The following is a 15,513-nucleotide window of genomic DNA, read 5'->3' as shown; positions in this document are numbered from 1 at the left end:
CCTGCTCCGTACCCTCGCTCAGACCAACGATGACCACGCTGCGTCACTGATCGACGCATCCAACGGCTCCACCACGCGGGGCACGCGTGTGACGCGCGGCACACGGGTGACGGCCGGTACTCGAGTCACCCGCGGCACCCGGGTCACCAGGGGGACCCGCGTGACCGCCGGCACCCGCGTGACCCGTGGCACGCGAGTCACCCGCGGCACCCGAGTCACGATGGGCACCCGCGTCACGCGTGGCACTCGCGTCACGATGGGCACCCGGGTCACCCGCGGCACCCGAGTCACCGCGGCCTGAGACGCAGTCCCTCCCCGAACTGAACCGAACCACCACCGAGACGAAGACGTCGGAACGCCCCGGCTCACCACCACAGCCGGGGCGCCGGTGCGTCCCCTGTCAGGCCGCCACGCCGAGGTAGGGCTTCCACAGCGGGTCCGCGTCCCCCGAGTGCACCAGCAGCCGCCAGTGCGGGCCCCGCGGCGCCGTCGGCACCACGCGCAGCTGCCAGCCCAGGTCCTCCAGCAGCCGGTCGGCCTTGCGGTGGTTGCACTTCGCGCAACACGCCACGCAGTTCTGCCAGCTGTGCGGCCCACCCTTGCTGCGCGGCAGCACGTGGTCGATCGTTTCGGCCCGCCCGCCGCAGTACGCGCACTTGTAGCGGTCCCGGTGCATCAGCCCGGCCCGCGTCAGCGGCACCTGCGCCCGGTAGGGCACCCGCACGTACGTGGACAACCGGATCACCGACGGCACGGGCAGCGACAACGTCGCGGCGTGCAACGTCAGGCCTCCCGGATCGCCGTGCACGACCTCCGCCTTCCCGCACATCACCAGCACCACGGCCCGCCGCAGCGGGAGCGCGGTCAGCGGCTCGAACGTGGCGTTGAGGAGCAGCACGCGACGCCTGCCCATCGAGAACGCGCCGGGCGCGGCAGGGGCGTTCAGACCGGCCGGATCCCGCCCTCTACGCTGACCCGAGGGTCGGCTCACGCGGCCGCCTCGCGGGGGTGGCCCACTGGGCTGAGGTCCGCCTCCGGGCGGCCCCTGACCTTGGTGAGCACACAGGGCTACCTCCGGCGCCTGCCCGCCCACCGCTTGGTCGGGGGCGCCGAGGGGGATCGGTTGTCGGTCTGGCACTCGACCACCTCCACCGGTGCAGCCATAGTCGACCACAGATCACACCCGATGCGCACCTGTGTTAGAAGACGTGTCCTGTGAAATTCGTTCGACGTCTGCGTGACGACGGGCGAAAACGGCCAGAAAGGGATCCCCGAGCCCCGTGACGCCGCTGCTCAACGAAGCACCCGAGTGCATCAACCAGCCCGGCACCTGGTGCTACCAAGTGTTCCAGATCACGCACAACGAATGGCTGGCGGCCTCCGCCAACTGGCTGATCGCCAAGCCGCTGCGGATCATCCTGATCCTGCTCGTCGCGTTGATCATCCGGTTCCTGCTGCACAAGCTGATCGACCGGGTCACCACCATGCCGCGCGGCAACGGCGGCAAGCTGCCCACGATCCTGCGTCCCCTGCGCGAGCGCGCCCCCGACATCCTCGGCCCGGTCGTGGCCGAGCGGCGCCGCCAGCGGGCCAAGACGATCGGCTCGGTGCTGAAGTCGCTGACCTCGTTCGTCGTGCTCGGGCTCGCCGCGATCTACATCCTCGGCGAGCTGGGCATCAACCTCGGGCCACTGCTCGCCTCCGCCGGCGTGGTCGGCATCGCGCTCGCCTTCGGCGCCCAGAACCTCGTCAAGGACTTCCTGTCCGGCATGTTCATGATGCTGGAGGACCAGTACGGCGTCGGCGACGTCGTGGACATCGGTCCCGCCACCGGCACGGTCGAGTCGGTCGGCCTGCGCATCACCACGATCCGCGACGTCAAGGGCACCGTCTGGTACGTCCGCAACGGCGAGGTGACGCGCGTCGGCAACTCCAGCCAGGGCTACGCGATCGCCCTGGTCGACGTGCCGCTGAGCTACAACGCCGACGTCGAACGCGCCACGGCGGTGCTGACCGAGGCCGCCCACACCGCGGCCGCGACCGAGCCGCTGTCGGTCGACCTGCTGGAGGAGCCCGAGGTGCTCGGCGTGGAGAAGGTCACACCGGAGAGCATCGAACTGCGCCTGACCGTGAAGGTGCGGCCGGGCCGCCAGTGGGCCGTGCAGCGGCAGCTGCGTGCGGCGTGCCTCACGGCGCTGGAGGAAGCCGGCTTCCTGTCCACGGCGACCACGGCATGATGGAGGGGTGACCGGTATGAGCGACCCCCAGTCCTTCTACGAGGCCGTCGGCGGGGAACCCACGTTCCGCAAGATCGTCGCGCGGTTCTACGCCGAGGTGGCGAAGGACGAGGTGCTGCGGCCGATGTACCCCGAGGAGGACCTCGGGCCGGCCGAGGACCGGCTGCGGCTGTTCCTGATGCAGTACTGGGGCGGCCCGCACACCTACTCCGACCAGCGCGGACACCCGCGCCTGCGGATGCGGCACGCGCCGTTCAAGATCGGCCCGATCGAGCGCGACGCGTGGCTGCGCGCGATGCGGATCGCGGTCGACGAGGCGGGGCTGCCGGAGCCGCTGGAGACGCAGCTGTGGAACTACCTGGAGATGGCCGCACAGAGCATGATGAACAGCTGGGTCTGAGCCCCGTGCCCGCTGCCGGGCACGGGGCCCTCGGGCGTCAGCTCAGCTTGCTCAGCGCGTCGGCGAGCGGCTCCAGCACGTCCGGGGTGTGCGGCGGCGGCAGGTAGACGATGGCCAGGTCGAGGCCCTGCTCGCCGAGCGCGGCGGCCTCGTCGGCGACCTTGGCGTAGTCGAGATCGGTGCCCAGCCGCACGTGGCTGGACAGCATGATCTCCTTCGGGTCGCGGCCGATGTCCGCGCAGTGCTGGTGCAGCACGTCCCGCTTGCGGGCGAACTCCTCCGGCGTGCCGCCGACGAAGTTCCAGTGCTGCGCGAAGCGGGCGGCGGTGCGCAGGGTGCGCTTCTCGCCGCTGCCGCCGATCACGATCGGCGGGTGCGGGCGCTGGATCGGCTTCGGCTCGTTGCGGGCGTCGGTGAGCTGGTAGTACTCGCCCTGGAAGGTGGTCGTCTCCTGGGTGAGCAGGCCGACCAGCACCTCGCAGGCCTCCTCGAACCGGTCGCTGCGCTGCTTGACCGTGCCGAGTTCCATGCCGTAGGCGCCGGACTCCTCCTCGTTCCAGCCCGCGCCGATGCCGATCTCCAGCCGCCCGTTCGACACGATGTCCAGGGTCGCGGCCATGTTCGCCAGCAGCGCGGGGTGCCGGTAGTGGATGCCGCTGACGAGCGTGCCGAGGCGCAGCCGCTTGGTGGCCTGCGCGAGCGCCGTCAGCGTGACCCAGCCCTCCAGGCACGGGCCGGTCGGGTCGGAGAAGATCGGGTAGAAGTGGTCGAAGGTCCAGCCCGACTCGAACACCTCGATGTCGTCGGCGGCCTGCCACACGGCGAGCATGTCGGCCCATTCGGTGTTCTGCGGTGAGGTTTTGAACGCGAAGCGCATGGCCGCGACCCTAGTGACCTGGAGCAGCTCCAGCGCAAGTCAGAACAGCAGGGGCAGCAGCGCGTGCCGCCGCCGGACCACCGCGCCGTACCTGGCGTCCAGTCGCATCCACGAGTTCGTGGCTGTCACCCGGATGATGTCGTCCGGGATGGACGAGTCGAAGAACCCCATCCCGGACAGGGCGAACAGGCACCGCATCTGGACCTTGACCTCGACGTCGCCCTCGCTGACCGTCAGGACCGCCTGGTCCATCAGCGACGCCGGCGGATTGCCGTGCGGGCCGGCGTTCTCGCGGGCCAGCGCGACACCGCGGTCGGTGAGCTCGCTGATCACCTTCGTCGGCAGCTCGTCGATCAGCTGCCAGGGCCCGGTGGCCGGCAGCTCGCTGTGCCACAGCAGGTCCCGCGGCGGGCCGGGGTCCATCCGCTCGCCACCGGCGACCGTGAGGGCGGCCAGCAACTCGTTGCCGGACACCGTCACGTCGCCCGGCTCGACCTCGCCGTGCACGGCGCGGGTCGCGAGGCAGTCGAACGGCGTGGACACCCAGGCCTCGACGACGCCGCCGCCGCCGCTGCGGTTGCGCAGCCGCACCGCCGCCTGGCCGTCCAGCCGCACCGCCCTGGCCACGAAGGCCCCGAGCGTCTCGCGGTCGCCCCGGTCCGGGATGCGCAGCTCGGTCACGCGCCGGCCTCCGTCAGCCTGGTCTGCAGGAACGCCCGCTCCTCCGCGGTGAGGCGGCGCGGGCGGTTGGTGGTGACGTCGTAGGGCGCCAGGACGGTCTCCGCGGTGACCGCGACGGGCGACTCCGCGTCCGGACCGTCGTGCACCCGGTAGGCCAGGGTGAGCGAGGCGAACTTGAGGTCCTGCAACGAGATCTCCACCCGGATCTCCTGCCCGTCGACCACGACCGGGGCGCGGTACTGCACGGCCAGCTTCACGACGACCATGCCCTTCGCGAACTCCGCGAGCCCGGCGCGGCCCGCTTCGTCGAACAACAACGGCACGCGTGCCTCTTCGAGCAACGTCACCATGTTCGCGTGGTTGACGTGCCCGAACACGTCCATGTCCGACCAGCGGGGCCGCACCTTCGCTACGTACACCCCGATATTCCTACCTCACCGTGCTCCGCAGCTGGCGCGCGGCGACCGACAGCGTCGCCAGGTCGAGCCGGCCCGACTGGTTGATCTCGTCGAGCGACACCCGGGCGCGTGCCAGCCGGGAGGCGTTCGCCTTCTCCCACTGGGCGATCTTGTCGTCGGTGCCGTCCCCGGGATCGCTGTGCCGCAGCGCGTCCAGCGTGATCGCCCGCAGCGACGAGTACACGTCGTCGCGCAGGGCCAGCCGGGCCAGCGCGTGCCAGCGGTTGCCCCGCTCCAGCGCGCTGATCGAGGTGAGCAGCCGGTCGACGTCCAGGTGCGCGGACAGGGCGTAGTAGAGCTGCGACGCCTCCTCCGGGCTGCTCTCCACGTCCACCCCGGCCTCGCGGACCGCCAGCTCGGCCACCTCGACGACGTCGAGCAGGCCGTAGGCGTCGAGCAGGCCCGCGATCCGCAGCGCCAGCTCACGCGGCACGCCGGCCTCGGCGTAGCGGTCGGCCTGCTCGCGCACCGCTTCGGCCTCGCGGCCGCGCAGCAGCGTGTCGACCTTCGGCGCCAGCTCGGCGACGACCGGCCCGAAGCGCGAGATCTCGGCCCCGACGGCCAGCGGCTGCGGCCGGTTGGCGAGGAACCAGCGCGCGGCGCGGTCCAGCAACCGCCGCGACTCCAGCATCATCTCGTCCTGGACCTCGGTGGGCACCGCGTTGTCGAGGGCGTTGATGTCGTCCCACAGCGCGTTGAGGTTGAACACGCGCGTGACGATCGTGTACGCGCGCACCGCGTCGGTCGCGGTCGCGTTCATCTCCTCCGCAAGGCGGTAGGCGTAGGACACGCCCGCGCCGTCGACGACCTCGTTGACCAGCAGCGTGGTGATGATCTGGCGGCGCAGCGGGTGCTCGCCGATGCGGTCGGCGAACCGCTCGCGCAGCGGCTCCGGGAAGTACTCGGGCAGCCGCCGGGCGAACACCTCCGCGTCCGGCAGGTCGCTGGCCAGCAGCTCGTCCTTCAGCTCCAGCTTCACGTGCGCGAGCAGGGTCGCCAGCTCCGGCGAGGTGAGGCCGTCGCCGGCCTTCTCCAGCGCCTGGAACTGCTGCTTGCTCGGCAGCGCCTCCAGCTTGCGGTCCAGCGCCCCGGCCTTCTCCAGGTTCGCGACCAGCCGGGCGTGCACGGGCAGCATCTGCGGCGCGTGCGCCCGGCTCACGCCGAGGACGGCGTTCTGGTGGTAGTTGTCCGCCAGCACCAGGCGGCCGACCTCGTCGGTCATCTGGTGCAGCAGCTCGTTGCGCTGCTCGCGGTCCAGCGCGCCGCTGCTGACCAGGTGGTCGAGCAGGATCTTGATGTTGACCTCGTGGTCGGAGCAGTCCACGCCGGCGGAGTTGTCCAGCGCGTCGGTGTTGATCTTGCCGCCGGCGCGCGCGAACTCGATGCGGCCGCGCTGGGTCAGGCCCAGGTTGCCGCCCTCGCCGACCACCTTCACCCGCAGCTGGTTGCCGTTGACGCGCACGGCGTCGTTGGCCTTGTCCCCGGCGTCGGCGTGGCTTTCGGTCTCGGCCTTGACGTAGGTGCCGATGCCGCCGTTCCACAGCAGGTCCACCGGCGCCAGCAGGATCGCGCGGATCAGGTCGGCCGGGGCGAGCTGCGTGACGTCGTCGGCGAGGCCGAGCGCCTGCCGCACCTGCGGCGAGACCGGGATCGTCTTGGCGCTACGGGAGAAGACGCCGCCGCCCTCGCTGATCAGCGAGCGGTCGTAGTCCTCCCACGACGAGCGGGGCAGCTCGAACAGGCGCTTGCGCTCGCGGAACGACGCCGCCGCGTCCGGGTTCGGGTCGAGGAAGACGTGCAGGTGGTTGAACGCCGCCACCAGCCGGATGTGCTCGGACAGCAGCATGCCGTTGCCGAACACGTCGCCCGCCATGTCGCCGATGCCGACGACCGTGAAGTCCTGGCTCTGGGTGTCCACGCCCAGCTCGCGGAAGTGCCGCTTGACGCTCTCCCACGCGCCGCGCGCGGTGATGCCCATGGCCTTGTGGTCGTAGCCGACCGAGCCGCCGGAGGCGAAGGCGTCGCCCAGCCAGAAGCCGTAGGACGCGGACACCTCGTTGGCGATGTCGGAGAAGGTCGCGGTGCCCTTGTCCGCGGCGACCACGAGGTAGTTGTCGTCGCCGTCGTAGCGCACGACGTCCTTCGCCGGGACCGTGCGGCCCTCGACGAGGTTGTCGGTGAGGTCGAGCAGGCCCGAGATGAACATGCGGTAGCAGGCGATGCCCTCGGCCAGGTGCGCGTCGCGGTCCACGCCCGGGTCGCCGGTCGGGGCGGGCGGGCGCTTGACGACGAACCCGCCCTTCGCGCCGACCGGCACGATGACGGCGTTCTTCACCGCCTGCGCCTTGACCAGGCCCAGGATCTCGGTGCGGAAGTCCTCCCGGCGGTCGGACCAGCGCAGGCCACCGCGCGCGACCGAGCCGAAGCGCAGGTGCACACCCTCGACGCGCGGCGAGTACACGAAGATCTCGAACCGCGGCCGCGGCTCCGGCAGGTCCGGCACGCTCTGCGGGTCGAGTTTGAGCGCCAGGTACGGGCGGGGGCGCCCGTCGGCGTCGGTGACGCGGTAGTTGGTGCGCAGGGTGGCGCAGATGACCGACAGCAGGCGCCGCAGGATGCGGTCCTCGTCCAGGCTGGTGACGGCGTCGATCATCGCCGAGATCTCGCCGACCAGCGCCTCGGTCTGCTCGTCGGCGTCCGGGTTCGTGGCGAGGTCGAAGCGGTGCTCGAACAGCTTCACCAGCGCCTTGGCGATGTCGGTGTGCGCGAGGACGGCGCGCTGGATGTACTCCTGCGAGTACGGCGTGCCTGCCTGGCGCAGGTAGCGCGAGTAGGCGCGCAGCACCGCGGCCTGGCGCCAGGTCAGCCCGGCGCGCAGCACGAGGGCGTTGAAGTCGTCGACCTCGCAGTCGCCCCGCCAGGCGGCGGCGAACGCGTCCTGGAAGCGTTCCCGCAGGTCGACCTCGGCGTCACCGAGGTCGGTGAGGCCGATGCGCAGGCCGAAGTCGTAGACCCAGGAGCGGGTCCCGTCCCAGCGGCGCAGCTCGTAGGGCCGCTCGTCGACGACCTCCAGGCCCATCCGCTGCAGCACGGGCAGCACGGCCGACAGCGTGACGCCCTCGCCGAGCAGGTAGAGCTTGAACCGCCGCTCCCCCGGCTCCGCGCCGTCCGGCGTGTAGAACGACATCGCCAGGTCGTCGGGGCCGGTCAGGCCCTCCAGCTTGCGCAGGTCGGCGAGCGCCTCGACGGCGGTGAAGTCCTCCTTGTACGCCTCCGGGAAGATGCCCGAGTAGCGCTGGCCCAGCTCGCCGGCCGACTCCTCGCCGAGAGTGGCGGTGGTGCGGGCGACCTCGCCCGCCCGCTCGCGCCGCTCGGCCAGGATCGCCTCGACCATCAGGTCGTCCCAGTTGCGCACCGCCGCGTTGAGCCGTTCCTGGATGCGCAGCACGTCCGGCTCGACGCGCGTGGCCGGGTCGGTGTGGACGGTGAAGTGGACCTGGGCGAGCGCGGTCTCGCCGACGCGCGTGCCGTACTCGAGGTGCGTGCCCTCCAGTTCGGCCAGCAGCACCTCCTGCATCGCCAGGCGGGACCGGGTGGTGTAGCGGTCGCGCGGCAGGAACACCAGGCACGAGTAGAAGCGGCCGAAGGTGTCGCGGCGCAGGAACAGCCGCAGGCGGCGCCGGTCGGACAGCGTGATGGCGCCGACGGCGGTCGAGTAGAGCGAGTCGAGGTCGGCGGAGAACAGGTCGGCGCGCGGCCAGTTCTGCAGGACCTCGAGCATGCGCTGGCCGGAGTAGGACTCCATGGGGAAGCCGGCGCGGTGGATGACCTCGCACACCTTGCGGGAGACGACCGGGACGTCCAGGACGTCCTCGTGCAGCGCGGAGGTGGTGAACATGCCGAGGAACCGGTGTTCGCCGGTGACGTTGCCGCGCTCGTCGAACGTCTTGACGCCCACGTAGTACGGGTAGACCGGACGGTTCACTGTGGACGGTGCGCTGGCCTGCGTGAGGACGAGCAGGTGCGGGGCGAGCGCGGTGGCGGCCGTGTCGGGGCCCGCGGTGAGGCTGCGCGCGGCGAGGCTGTCCTGGCGGAGCACGCCGAGCCCGGACGCGAGGACGGCGCGCAGGGCGGGTTCGTCGGTGCCCGGGTCGGGGTCCTCGACCAGTTCGTAGCGGCGGTAGCCGAGGAACATGAAGTGGCCGTCGGCGAGCCAGCGCAGGAGGTTCGCGCCCTCGGTGACCTCGTCGGAGGGCAAGGGTGGCGGGGTGGCGTCGAGCTCGGCCGCGAGGCCTTCGGCGGCCTGGATCATCTTGTCGGTGTCCTCGACGACCTCGCGGACGTCGCCGAGCACGGAGGCGAGATGGGTGTCCAGCTCGCGGGCGCGGTTGAGGTCGGTGATGAGGTCGATCTCGACGTACATCCAGGATTCGACCATCGCGCCCTCGGGCGGGTTGGCGACGTCGGCGGCCGGGTGGACCTTGACGAGCTCGCCGGTGATGTCCCGCGTGACGGCGACGATCGGGTGCACGAGGCGCTGGACCTGGACGCCGTCGCGGGCGAGCTTGGCGGTGATCGAGTCGACCAGGTAGGGCATGTCGTCGGTGACGATCTGGACCACGGTGGCGTCGCGGGTCCAGCCGTCCTCGGCGGTGGTCGGGTTCAGCAGCCGGACAGCGGGCCGCCCCGGCACGCGGTTGCGGGCGAACTCCTGGTGGGACCGGACGGCGCCGACGAGGTCCACGGGGTCGTCGCCGAGGATCTCGTCGGCGGGGATGTGGCGGTAGTAGAGGCGGATGAGGTCGGCGATGTCGGGAGCGTGCCGGGCCGCGGCTTCGATCAGCTCGTCCCGGATCTGCTCCGGGCTGGCGGGTCGTAGGCGGTCGGTTCCGGTCGCGGTTCCGGGGCGGACGGACACTCTCGTCGAGCTCATCTCAGGCAACTCTCCACCGAGTCTGATCGCGCGCGTGACGCTGAACGAACACCACCATAACCAGCTCGTAAATCGTGCTGACGCCCGACCATCGGATTGTTGAATCGATGCACAACCGAGGCAGATCGGCGCTGGGGTTCGGAGGTGTTCATCGTGCCTCCGCGCCCGGGTTTCGCGCGGCCCGGCGGGGCGATCGGCCGCCGCTGTCCATCCCCCGCGACTGCCCCGCCTGGCGAGGCGGCAAACCCCCGCGGACGCACCGCCGCCTGATGCCCGGCCCCCACCGGGTGTCAACGGGCCCAGACCGCCGCGAGATGCAGTGCTCGGACGGTTCACGCCGCAGATCGCCGCGAATTCCACCGCAGCCGCCGATCGCGTCGAATCCCACCGCCGCCACTCCCCCGGCCCAACCAGCCACCGGAGCCTCACCAACGCGCCATCCCCCCACCGCCAACCCCTCACCCCGGCCGCGCGCCACGAGGAGTCACCGGCTCGGCAACGCACCCACCGCCAACCCTCACCGGCCGCGCGGCGGGAGGGGTCACCAGCGCAGCAACGCCCACCACCAACCCCGCACCCCGGCCGCGCGCCGAGAGGTGCACCGGCTCGGCAACGCACCCACCGCCAACCCTCACCGGCCGCGCGCCAGGAGGGGGCACCAGCACAGCAACGCCCACCGCCAACCCCTCACTCCGGCTGCGCGCCGCGAAGGGGCACCAGCGCGGCAACGCACTCAGCGCCAACCCCTCACCCCGGCTGCGCGCTGCGAGGGGTCACCAGCGCAGCAACGCCCACCACCAACCCTCACCCCAGCCGCGCGCCGGAAGGGGCGCCAGCGCAGCAACGCCAGGCCAAGCCTGCCGCGCCGGCGTCGACAGGCCGGCCGGGGAGATCAGCGGTCGCCGCGGTGGCGGCCGTTTCCGGGCTCGCTGCCGTTGCGTCCGTGGCCGTTGACGGGCCGCGGCTCGGAGGACGATTGGTTGCCGAGTCGCTTCACGAGCGCCGCCGCGCTCGCGGTGCCCGCCTGGTGTTCGGCGAGCGCGCGGGCGAGCAGGTCCGCGAGGCCGGCGTCCTCGGGCAGGTCGTCGTCCGGCACGCCGGTCAGCTCGGTGCGGAACGGCTCGCCGAGGCCGTCGTCCTGCAGCACCGGCGCGTTCGTGAACGGAGTCTCCGACGTGCTGTTGCTGGGAGCCGGTTCGCTGTCCGTGTCGGTGGAGTCGTCCCACGGCGCCAGCGACGGTGGCAACCGCAAGCGCGGCAACCAGTTGTCGATGACCGGCATGCTCGGCGCAGGCTCGTTCTCACTGCGCGCCTCGGATTCGGCCCGCCCCGCCGGCGAGACGTCCGCCCGACTGACCGGCTCCGCATCCGCACTCAACCACGACTCGCTCGGCGAGCCACCGTCCTCCCGGGCGGTGTCCTCCGGGGCGGAGAACTCGCGGCGCGTGCCGGAGTCGCCGCTGAGGGTCGTGCTCTCGTCGGCTCGTCCGGCAGAATCCCGGCCCGCATCGACGGACTCACCGCGGACGCCCTCGCCCACAGCTTCGGGCGCGACGGATTCCCGGCTCGGGCCGTCCTCAGCGCGGCGACGTCCACCAGACTCGGGCTCCCCCGTGCCAGGCGCGCGACGGTGCCCGCCCGACTCGGGCTCTCCCGTGCCAGGCGCGCGGCGGCGCCCGCCACCCGCACCGGTGCTGACCCCCAGCCGGTCCAGCACGCTCCGCGCCGCGACCGACCCGTGCTCCGAATCGTGCCGCGTCTTCCGGGACGCCCGCGTGTCAGCGCGCTCCGACCGGGAAATCGCCACGATCTCGGACGACACCTCATCCGGCGAGACATCAGCCGATTGCCCGGCCGACTTCTCCTCGGCCCGCCGACGCCCTCCGGCTGTCCGCCGCTCGGAATCCGACGGCATGCCGGACACGGCCGTCTCGGGCCGCCGGTACCGCACCACGTCGCCAGAAGCCGGTTCGGACCGCGACACACCCTCGTCAGCCCGCACCGACTCGCGTGAGTCGAGGCGCGAGACCGCCGCGGCCTCCTCAGCTCGGTCCCGCACCGACTCACGCTGCTCGAGCGACGCTGCCGCGCTCTCGTCCGCCTTCGCTCGTGCGGACTCACGCTCGGACCGTGCCACCTCGTCCGCCCGCGAGGTCCGCTCCAACCGCGAGGCGGTCCCGATCTCATCCCACCGCGAAACCTGTGCCGCATCCTCGGCGCGGGAGACCTTCGCAACGTCCGGACGCTTGTCGGCGGGTTCGGGCGCCAGCGACCAGCTCGGCCGTTCGCTGTTGTTCCGGCTCTGTTCCGCCGCCACACGAGGCCGTGGGGCGTCCCCGTTCCCGGTCGCGACCTCGGCGCTGGGCTCACGGCTGGCCGGAACCTTCGGCTCGGGCACCGACAACGGCGCGACCGCAACGGAAGCACTCGTTCCCTCGCCCGCAGGCACCGACCCGAGCACGCGGTCCAGGTCGACCTCGTGCCCGCCACCGCCGAACTCTCCGGCGAGCAGTCCCACCGCCTGGCGGCGGGCCCGCGCGTGGATGTGCTCGGCCGCACGCGCCAGCTGCAGGCACTCGATGGCTTCGGCGTAGCGGCCGAGGCGCTCCTCGACGTGTGCCAGCTCTGTCCACAGCCGCGCGGTCAACGCGTGCAGCTCGTGCCGTTCCGTGGCGTGCACGGCATCCCGCAGCATGCGCGCGGCCGCCTCCACACTGCCGGAGGGCAGCAAGACCCGGGTGGCGATCGCCATCCGGAGCCATCCCGCCGGGGCGACCGACGCGGCCCGCGCCGGTTCGTCCAGCACCGACTGCGCGAGGTCCAGCGCGTTCCTGCCGTCCCCGCGGTCGAGCAGCGAGCACACGAGCTGGAGCACCAGCCGGACCCGCACCACACCGCCGTCGTGTTGCGCGTCCTCCAGCTGTTCGAGGAAACCGAGCCCCGTGCGCGCCGCGTCGGCCGCGCCGATCACGTCGCCGTGACGCCGCCGGTGCGCCGACACCGCGACCCGCAGCAGCGACCGCGCGAGCAGCCGCCCGTCGCCGTCGAGGTCGTCGTCCGCCCCGCACAACCGGTCAGCCTCGGCGAGCGTCTTGTCGAGCTCGAGCTTGCGCCCGAACTGCGCCAGACACGCCACCAGCTGGCTCAGCACCGCCGCCTTCCGCGCACCGCCGAAGCCGGACGCGTCCAGCACCGGCCGCAGCGCGGCGAGCCCGGTGAGGGGCGCACCGACGCTGCGGGCGCAGACGGCGAGGTCGGTGCGCAGCTGCGCCGCGAGCGTCGTCTGCCCCGTGTCCTCCGCGGCACGCAGAGCAGCCACGGCACGCCCCACCGTCGGCGCGCGCAAACCGAGACGAACCCGCGCGGACACCGCGAGTCCCTCGCCACGCACCCACAGCTCCTCGGCCCCGGCGGCTTCGGCCAGGGCCGCCGCCCGCTCCCCGAGCACGAGCGCCAGCTCGGGCGCGCGCAGCTCGAAGTCGGCGGCCTGGCCGAGCAGGCGCTCGACCGCGGCGATCTCCGCGCTCCGGCCGCCGTCCTGCGGACGCGAACCGGATCGGCTGTGCTGGGTGGCTACCAAGGGGACTCCGCTTCCGTGTCGGCTCGAGCGTGCTAGCACGGGGCTTTCCCGCTCAGTCGCGAGTCAGCTTGCGGTGTGTCACCCGGTGCGGCCGGGCCGCGTCCGGTCCGAGCCGCTCCACCTTGTTCTTCTCGTAGCCCTCGAAGTTGCCCTCGAACCAGAACCACTTGGCCGGGTTCTCGTCGGTGCCCTCCCACGCGAGGATGTGCGTCGCCACGCGGTCCAGGAACCACCGGTCGTGCGAGATGACCACGGCACACCCGGGGAACTGCTCGAGCGCGTTCTCCAGCGAGCCCAGGGTCTCGACGTCCAGGTCGTTGGTCGGCTCGTCCAGCAGGATCAGGTTGCCGCCCTGCTTGAGGGTCAGCGCCAGGTTCAGCCGGTTGCGCTCACCACCGGAGAGCACGCCCGACGGCTTCTGCTGGTCCGGGCCCTTGAACCCGAACGCGCTGACGTACGCGCGCGACGGCATCTCGGTCTGCCCGACGTTGATGTAGTCGAGCCCGTCGGACACCACCTCCCACACCGTCTTCTTCGGGTCGATCCCGGCCCGGTTCTGGTCTACATAGGACAGCTTGACCGTCTCGCCGATCTTGACCTCGCCGTCGTCCGGCTTCTCCAGCCCGACGATGGTCTTGAACAGGGTCGTCTTACCGACACCGTTCGGGCCGATCACGCCGACGATGCCGTTGCGCGGCAGCGTGAACGACAGGTCGTCGATCAGGACGCGGTCCTCGAAGCCCTTCTTCAGGTGCGAGACCTCGACGACCACGCTGCCCAGCCGGGGCCCCGGCGGGATCTGGATCTCCTCGAAGTCCAGCTTGCGGGTGCGCTCGGCCTCCGCGGCCATCTCCTCGTAGCGGTCGAGACGGGCCCGCGACTTGGTCTGGCGTGCCTTGGCGTTCGACCGCACCCAGTCCAGCTCGTTCTTCAGGCGCTTCGCGAGCTTGGCGTCCTTCTTGCCCTGGACCTCGAGGCGTTCCCGCTTCTTCTCCAGGTACGTGGAGTAGTTGCCCTCGTAGCCGACGACGCGCCCGCGGTCGAGCTCCATGATCCACTGGGCGACGTTGTCCAGGAAGTACCGGTCGTGGGTGACCGCGAGGACAGCGCCGGGGTAGGTGGCCAGGAACTGCTCCAGCCACAGCACGCTCTCCGCGTCCAGGTGGTTGGTGGGCTCGTCGAGCAGCAGCAGGTCGGGTTTCGACAGCAGCAGCTTGCACAGCGCGACCCGGCGGCGCTCACCACCGGAGAGGTGGGTGACCGGCTCGTCCGGCGGCGGGCAGCGCAGCGCGTCCATCGCCTGCTCGAGCTGGGAGTCCAGCTCCCACGCGTCGGCGTGGTCGAGTTCCTCCTGGAGCCGGCCCATCTCCTCCATCAGCTCGTCGCTGTAGTCGGTGGCCAGCTGCTCGGCGATCTCGTTGAAGCGGTCGAGCTTCACCTTGATCTCGCCGAGGCCCTCCTCGACGTTGCCGCGCACAGTCTTGTCCTCGTTGAGCGGCGGCTCCTGCTGCAGGATCCCGACGCTCGCGCCCGGCTGGAGGAAGGCCTCACCGTTGCTCGGCTGATCGAGCCCCGCCATGATCTTCAGCACGGTGGACTTGCCGGCACCGTTCGGACCCACGACGCCGATCTTGGCGCCCGGGTAGAACGCGGTGCTGACATCGTCGAGGATGACCTTGTCCCCGACGGTCTTGCGCACCTTTTTCATGGTGTAGATGAACTCGGCCATGCCCACGATCGTAGAGCCGTGTCACGCGCGACCGAACGCCGGTCACCATCCCGCGACGGACAGTCAACCCCTCGTCACCGTGGAGAACGCTCCGCTCGTCACGGGCCCTGCCCTCCTCGTGGCCCGGCGAGCGCCGGCGCAGGCTCGTCCACGGGCCCGTCCTGCAGGGTTTCGACGGCGGAGCCGGCAGCGTCCCACAACGGGATCTGGGACGGGACATCGGGTTCGGGCCGCGGGCCCCGCCTCAGCGAGACGCCGCACTGGGCGAGGTTCGGCCCGAGCGCGAAAGCCTCGAGTTCAAGTTGAGCACGAGACCCGCCGGTGTCCGGGTCAGCGGTGTGCAGCCGCCCGTTGACCACGACCGGATCGCCCCGGCGCAGCCCGTCCGCGGCCGATACCGCCATCCCGCGGCGGCACACCACCCGCGCCGAGAACCGCCTGCCCGGCACCCACTCCTGTCTGTTCCGGTCGAACCGGCGCTCATCGCTGCGCACCCAGAAGATCGCCAGCTCGTGCCTGTCCTGCCCGACCCGCTTGACCGTGATGTCGCTGGTCACCGTGCCCACCAGGGTCACCATCGTCTCCCCGATCGCCATCGCCGCTCTCCTTCACACTCGT

The 15,513-nt window shown here is 71.6% G+C and carries 10 protein-coding genes; 2 read left to right on the top strand and 8 right to left on the bottom strand.

Annotated features, from left to right (window positions below):
• Positions 1-400 precede the first annotated feature (400 nt).
• Positions 401-898 carry an HNH endonuclease gene (locus AMY39116_RS0313720; protein ID WP_017987643.1) on the bottom strand — a complete coding sequence of 166 codons (498 nt, stop codon included), beginning with the start codon at positions 896-898 and terminating at the stop codon, positions 401-403.
• A gap of 382 nt (positions 899-1,280) precedes the next feature.
• Between AMY39116_RS0313720 and AMY39116_RS0313715 the strand changes: the two genes are divergently transcribed.
• Together AMY39116_RS0313715 and AMY39116_RS0313710 are read left to right on the top strand one after the other, a co-directional pair.
• Positions 1,281-2,237, top strand: coding sequence for a mechanosensitive ion channel family protein (locus AMY39116_RS0313715; protein ID WP_020418216.1), 957 nt, complete (start codon positions 1,281-1,283; stop codon positions 2,235-2,237).
• Between the two features lie 16 nt (positions 2,238-2,253).
• Positions 2,254-2,637: a globin gene (locus AMY39116_RS0313710; RefSeq protein ID WP_020418215.1), complete on the top strand. Its 384-nt coding sequence runs from the start codon at positions 2,254-2,256 to the stop codon at positions 2,635-2,637.
• Positions 2,638-2,674: 37 nt separating this feature from the next.
• Here the strand turns inward: AMY39116_RS0313710 and AMY39116_RS0313705 are convergent, their stop codons facing one another.
• The 7 genes from AMY39116_RS0313705 to AMY39116_RS0313675 form a co-directional block, all read right to left on the bottom strand.
• Complete coding sequence (locus AMY39116_RS0313705) at positions 2,675-3,514, bottom strand: LLM class F420-dependent oxidoreductase (RefSeq protein WP_020418214.1); 840 nt, start codon at positions 3,512-3,514, stop codon at positions 2,675-2,677.
• Between the two features lie 39 nt (positions 3,515-3,553).
• Positions 3,554-4,195, bottom strand: coding sequence for a hypothetical protein (locus AMY39116_RS0313700; RefSeq protein WP_020418213.1), 642 nt, complete (start codon positions 4,193-4,195; stop codon positions 3,554-3,556).
• On the bottom strand, positions 4,192-4,614 hold the full coding sequence (locus AMY39116_RS0313695) for a thioesterase family protein (RefSeq protein ID WP_020418212.1): 423 nt from the start codon (positions 4,612-4,614) through the stop codon (positions 4,192-4,194). The genes AMY39116_RS0313700 and AMY39116_RS0313695 overlap by 4 nt, the downstream gene beginning before the upstream one ends.
• A gap of 10 nt (positions 4,615-4,624) precedes the next feature.
• Positions 4,625-9,586: an NAD-glutamate dehydrogenase gene (locus AMY39116_RS0313690; protein WP_027935897.1), complete on the bottom strand. Its 4,962-nt coding sequence runs from the start codon at positions 9,584-9,586 to the stop codon at positions 4,625-4,627.
• 892 nt (positions 9,587-10,478) lie between these two features.
• Entirely contained in the window at positions 10,479-13,166 is a 2,688-nt protein-coding gene (locus AMY39116_RS0313685) for a hypothetical protein (RefSeq protein WP_020418210.1), read from the bottom strand.
• A gap of 52 nt (positions 13,167-13,218) precedes the next feature.
• The gene (gene ettA / locus AMY39116_RS0313680; RefSeq protein ID WP_020418209.1) at positions 13,219-14,895 is read right to left on the bottom strand and encodes an energy-dependent translational throttle protein EttA; all 1,677 of its coding nucleotides are present in this window, start codon (positions 14,893-14,895) and stop codon (positions 13,219-13,221) included.
• 98 nt (positions 14,896-14,993) lie between these two features.
• Positions 14,994-15,491 carry a single-stranded DNA-binding protein gene (locus AMY39116_RS0313675; RefSeq protein ID WP_020418208.1) on the bottom strand — a complete coding sequence of 166 codons (498 nt, stop codon included), beginning with the start codon at positions 15,489-15,491 and terminating at the stop codon, positions 14,994-14,996.
• Positions 15,492-15,513 lie beyond the last annotated feature (22 nt).

This window comes from Amycolatopsis sp. ATCC 39116, from assembly GCF_000231075.2.
Lineage (GTDB): Bacteria > Actinomycetota > Actinomycetes > Mycobacteriales > Pseudonocardiaceae > Amycolatopsis_E > Amycolatopsis_E tucumanensis.
This window is presented reverse-complemented; position numbering and strand designations above follow the sequence as displayed.

What these genes read in the sequence shown, in the direction of transcription:
- AMY39116_RS0313710 (WP_020418215.1), top strand. Translation starts at nt 2,254, where the DNA reads ATGAGCGACCCCCAGTCCTTCTACGAGGCCGTCGGCGGGGAACCCACG.
- AMY39116_RS0313690 (WP_027935897.1), bottom strand. Translation starts at nt 9,586, where the DNA reads ATGAGCTCGACGAGAGTGTCCGTCCGCCCCGGAACCGCGACCGGAACC.
- AMY39116_RS0313705 (WP_020418214.1), bottom strand. Translation starts at nt 3,514, where the DNA reads ATGCGCTTCGCGTTCAAAACCTCACCGCAGAACACCGAATGGGCCGAC.
- ettA (WP_020418209.1), bottom strand. Translation starts at nt 14,895, where the DNA reads ATGGCCGAGTTCATCTACACCATGAAAAAGGTGCGCAAGACCGTCGGG.
- AMY39116_RS0313675 (WP_020418208.1), bottom strand. Translation starts at nt 15,491, where the DNA reads ATGGCGATCGGGGAGACGATGGTGACCCTGGTGGGCACGGTGACCAGC.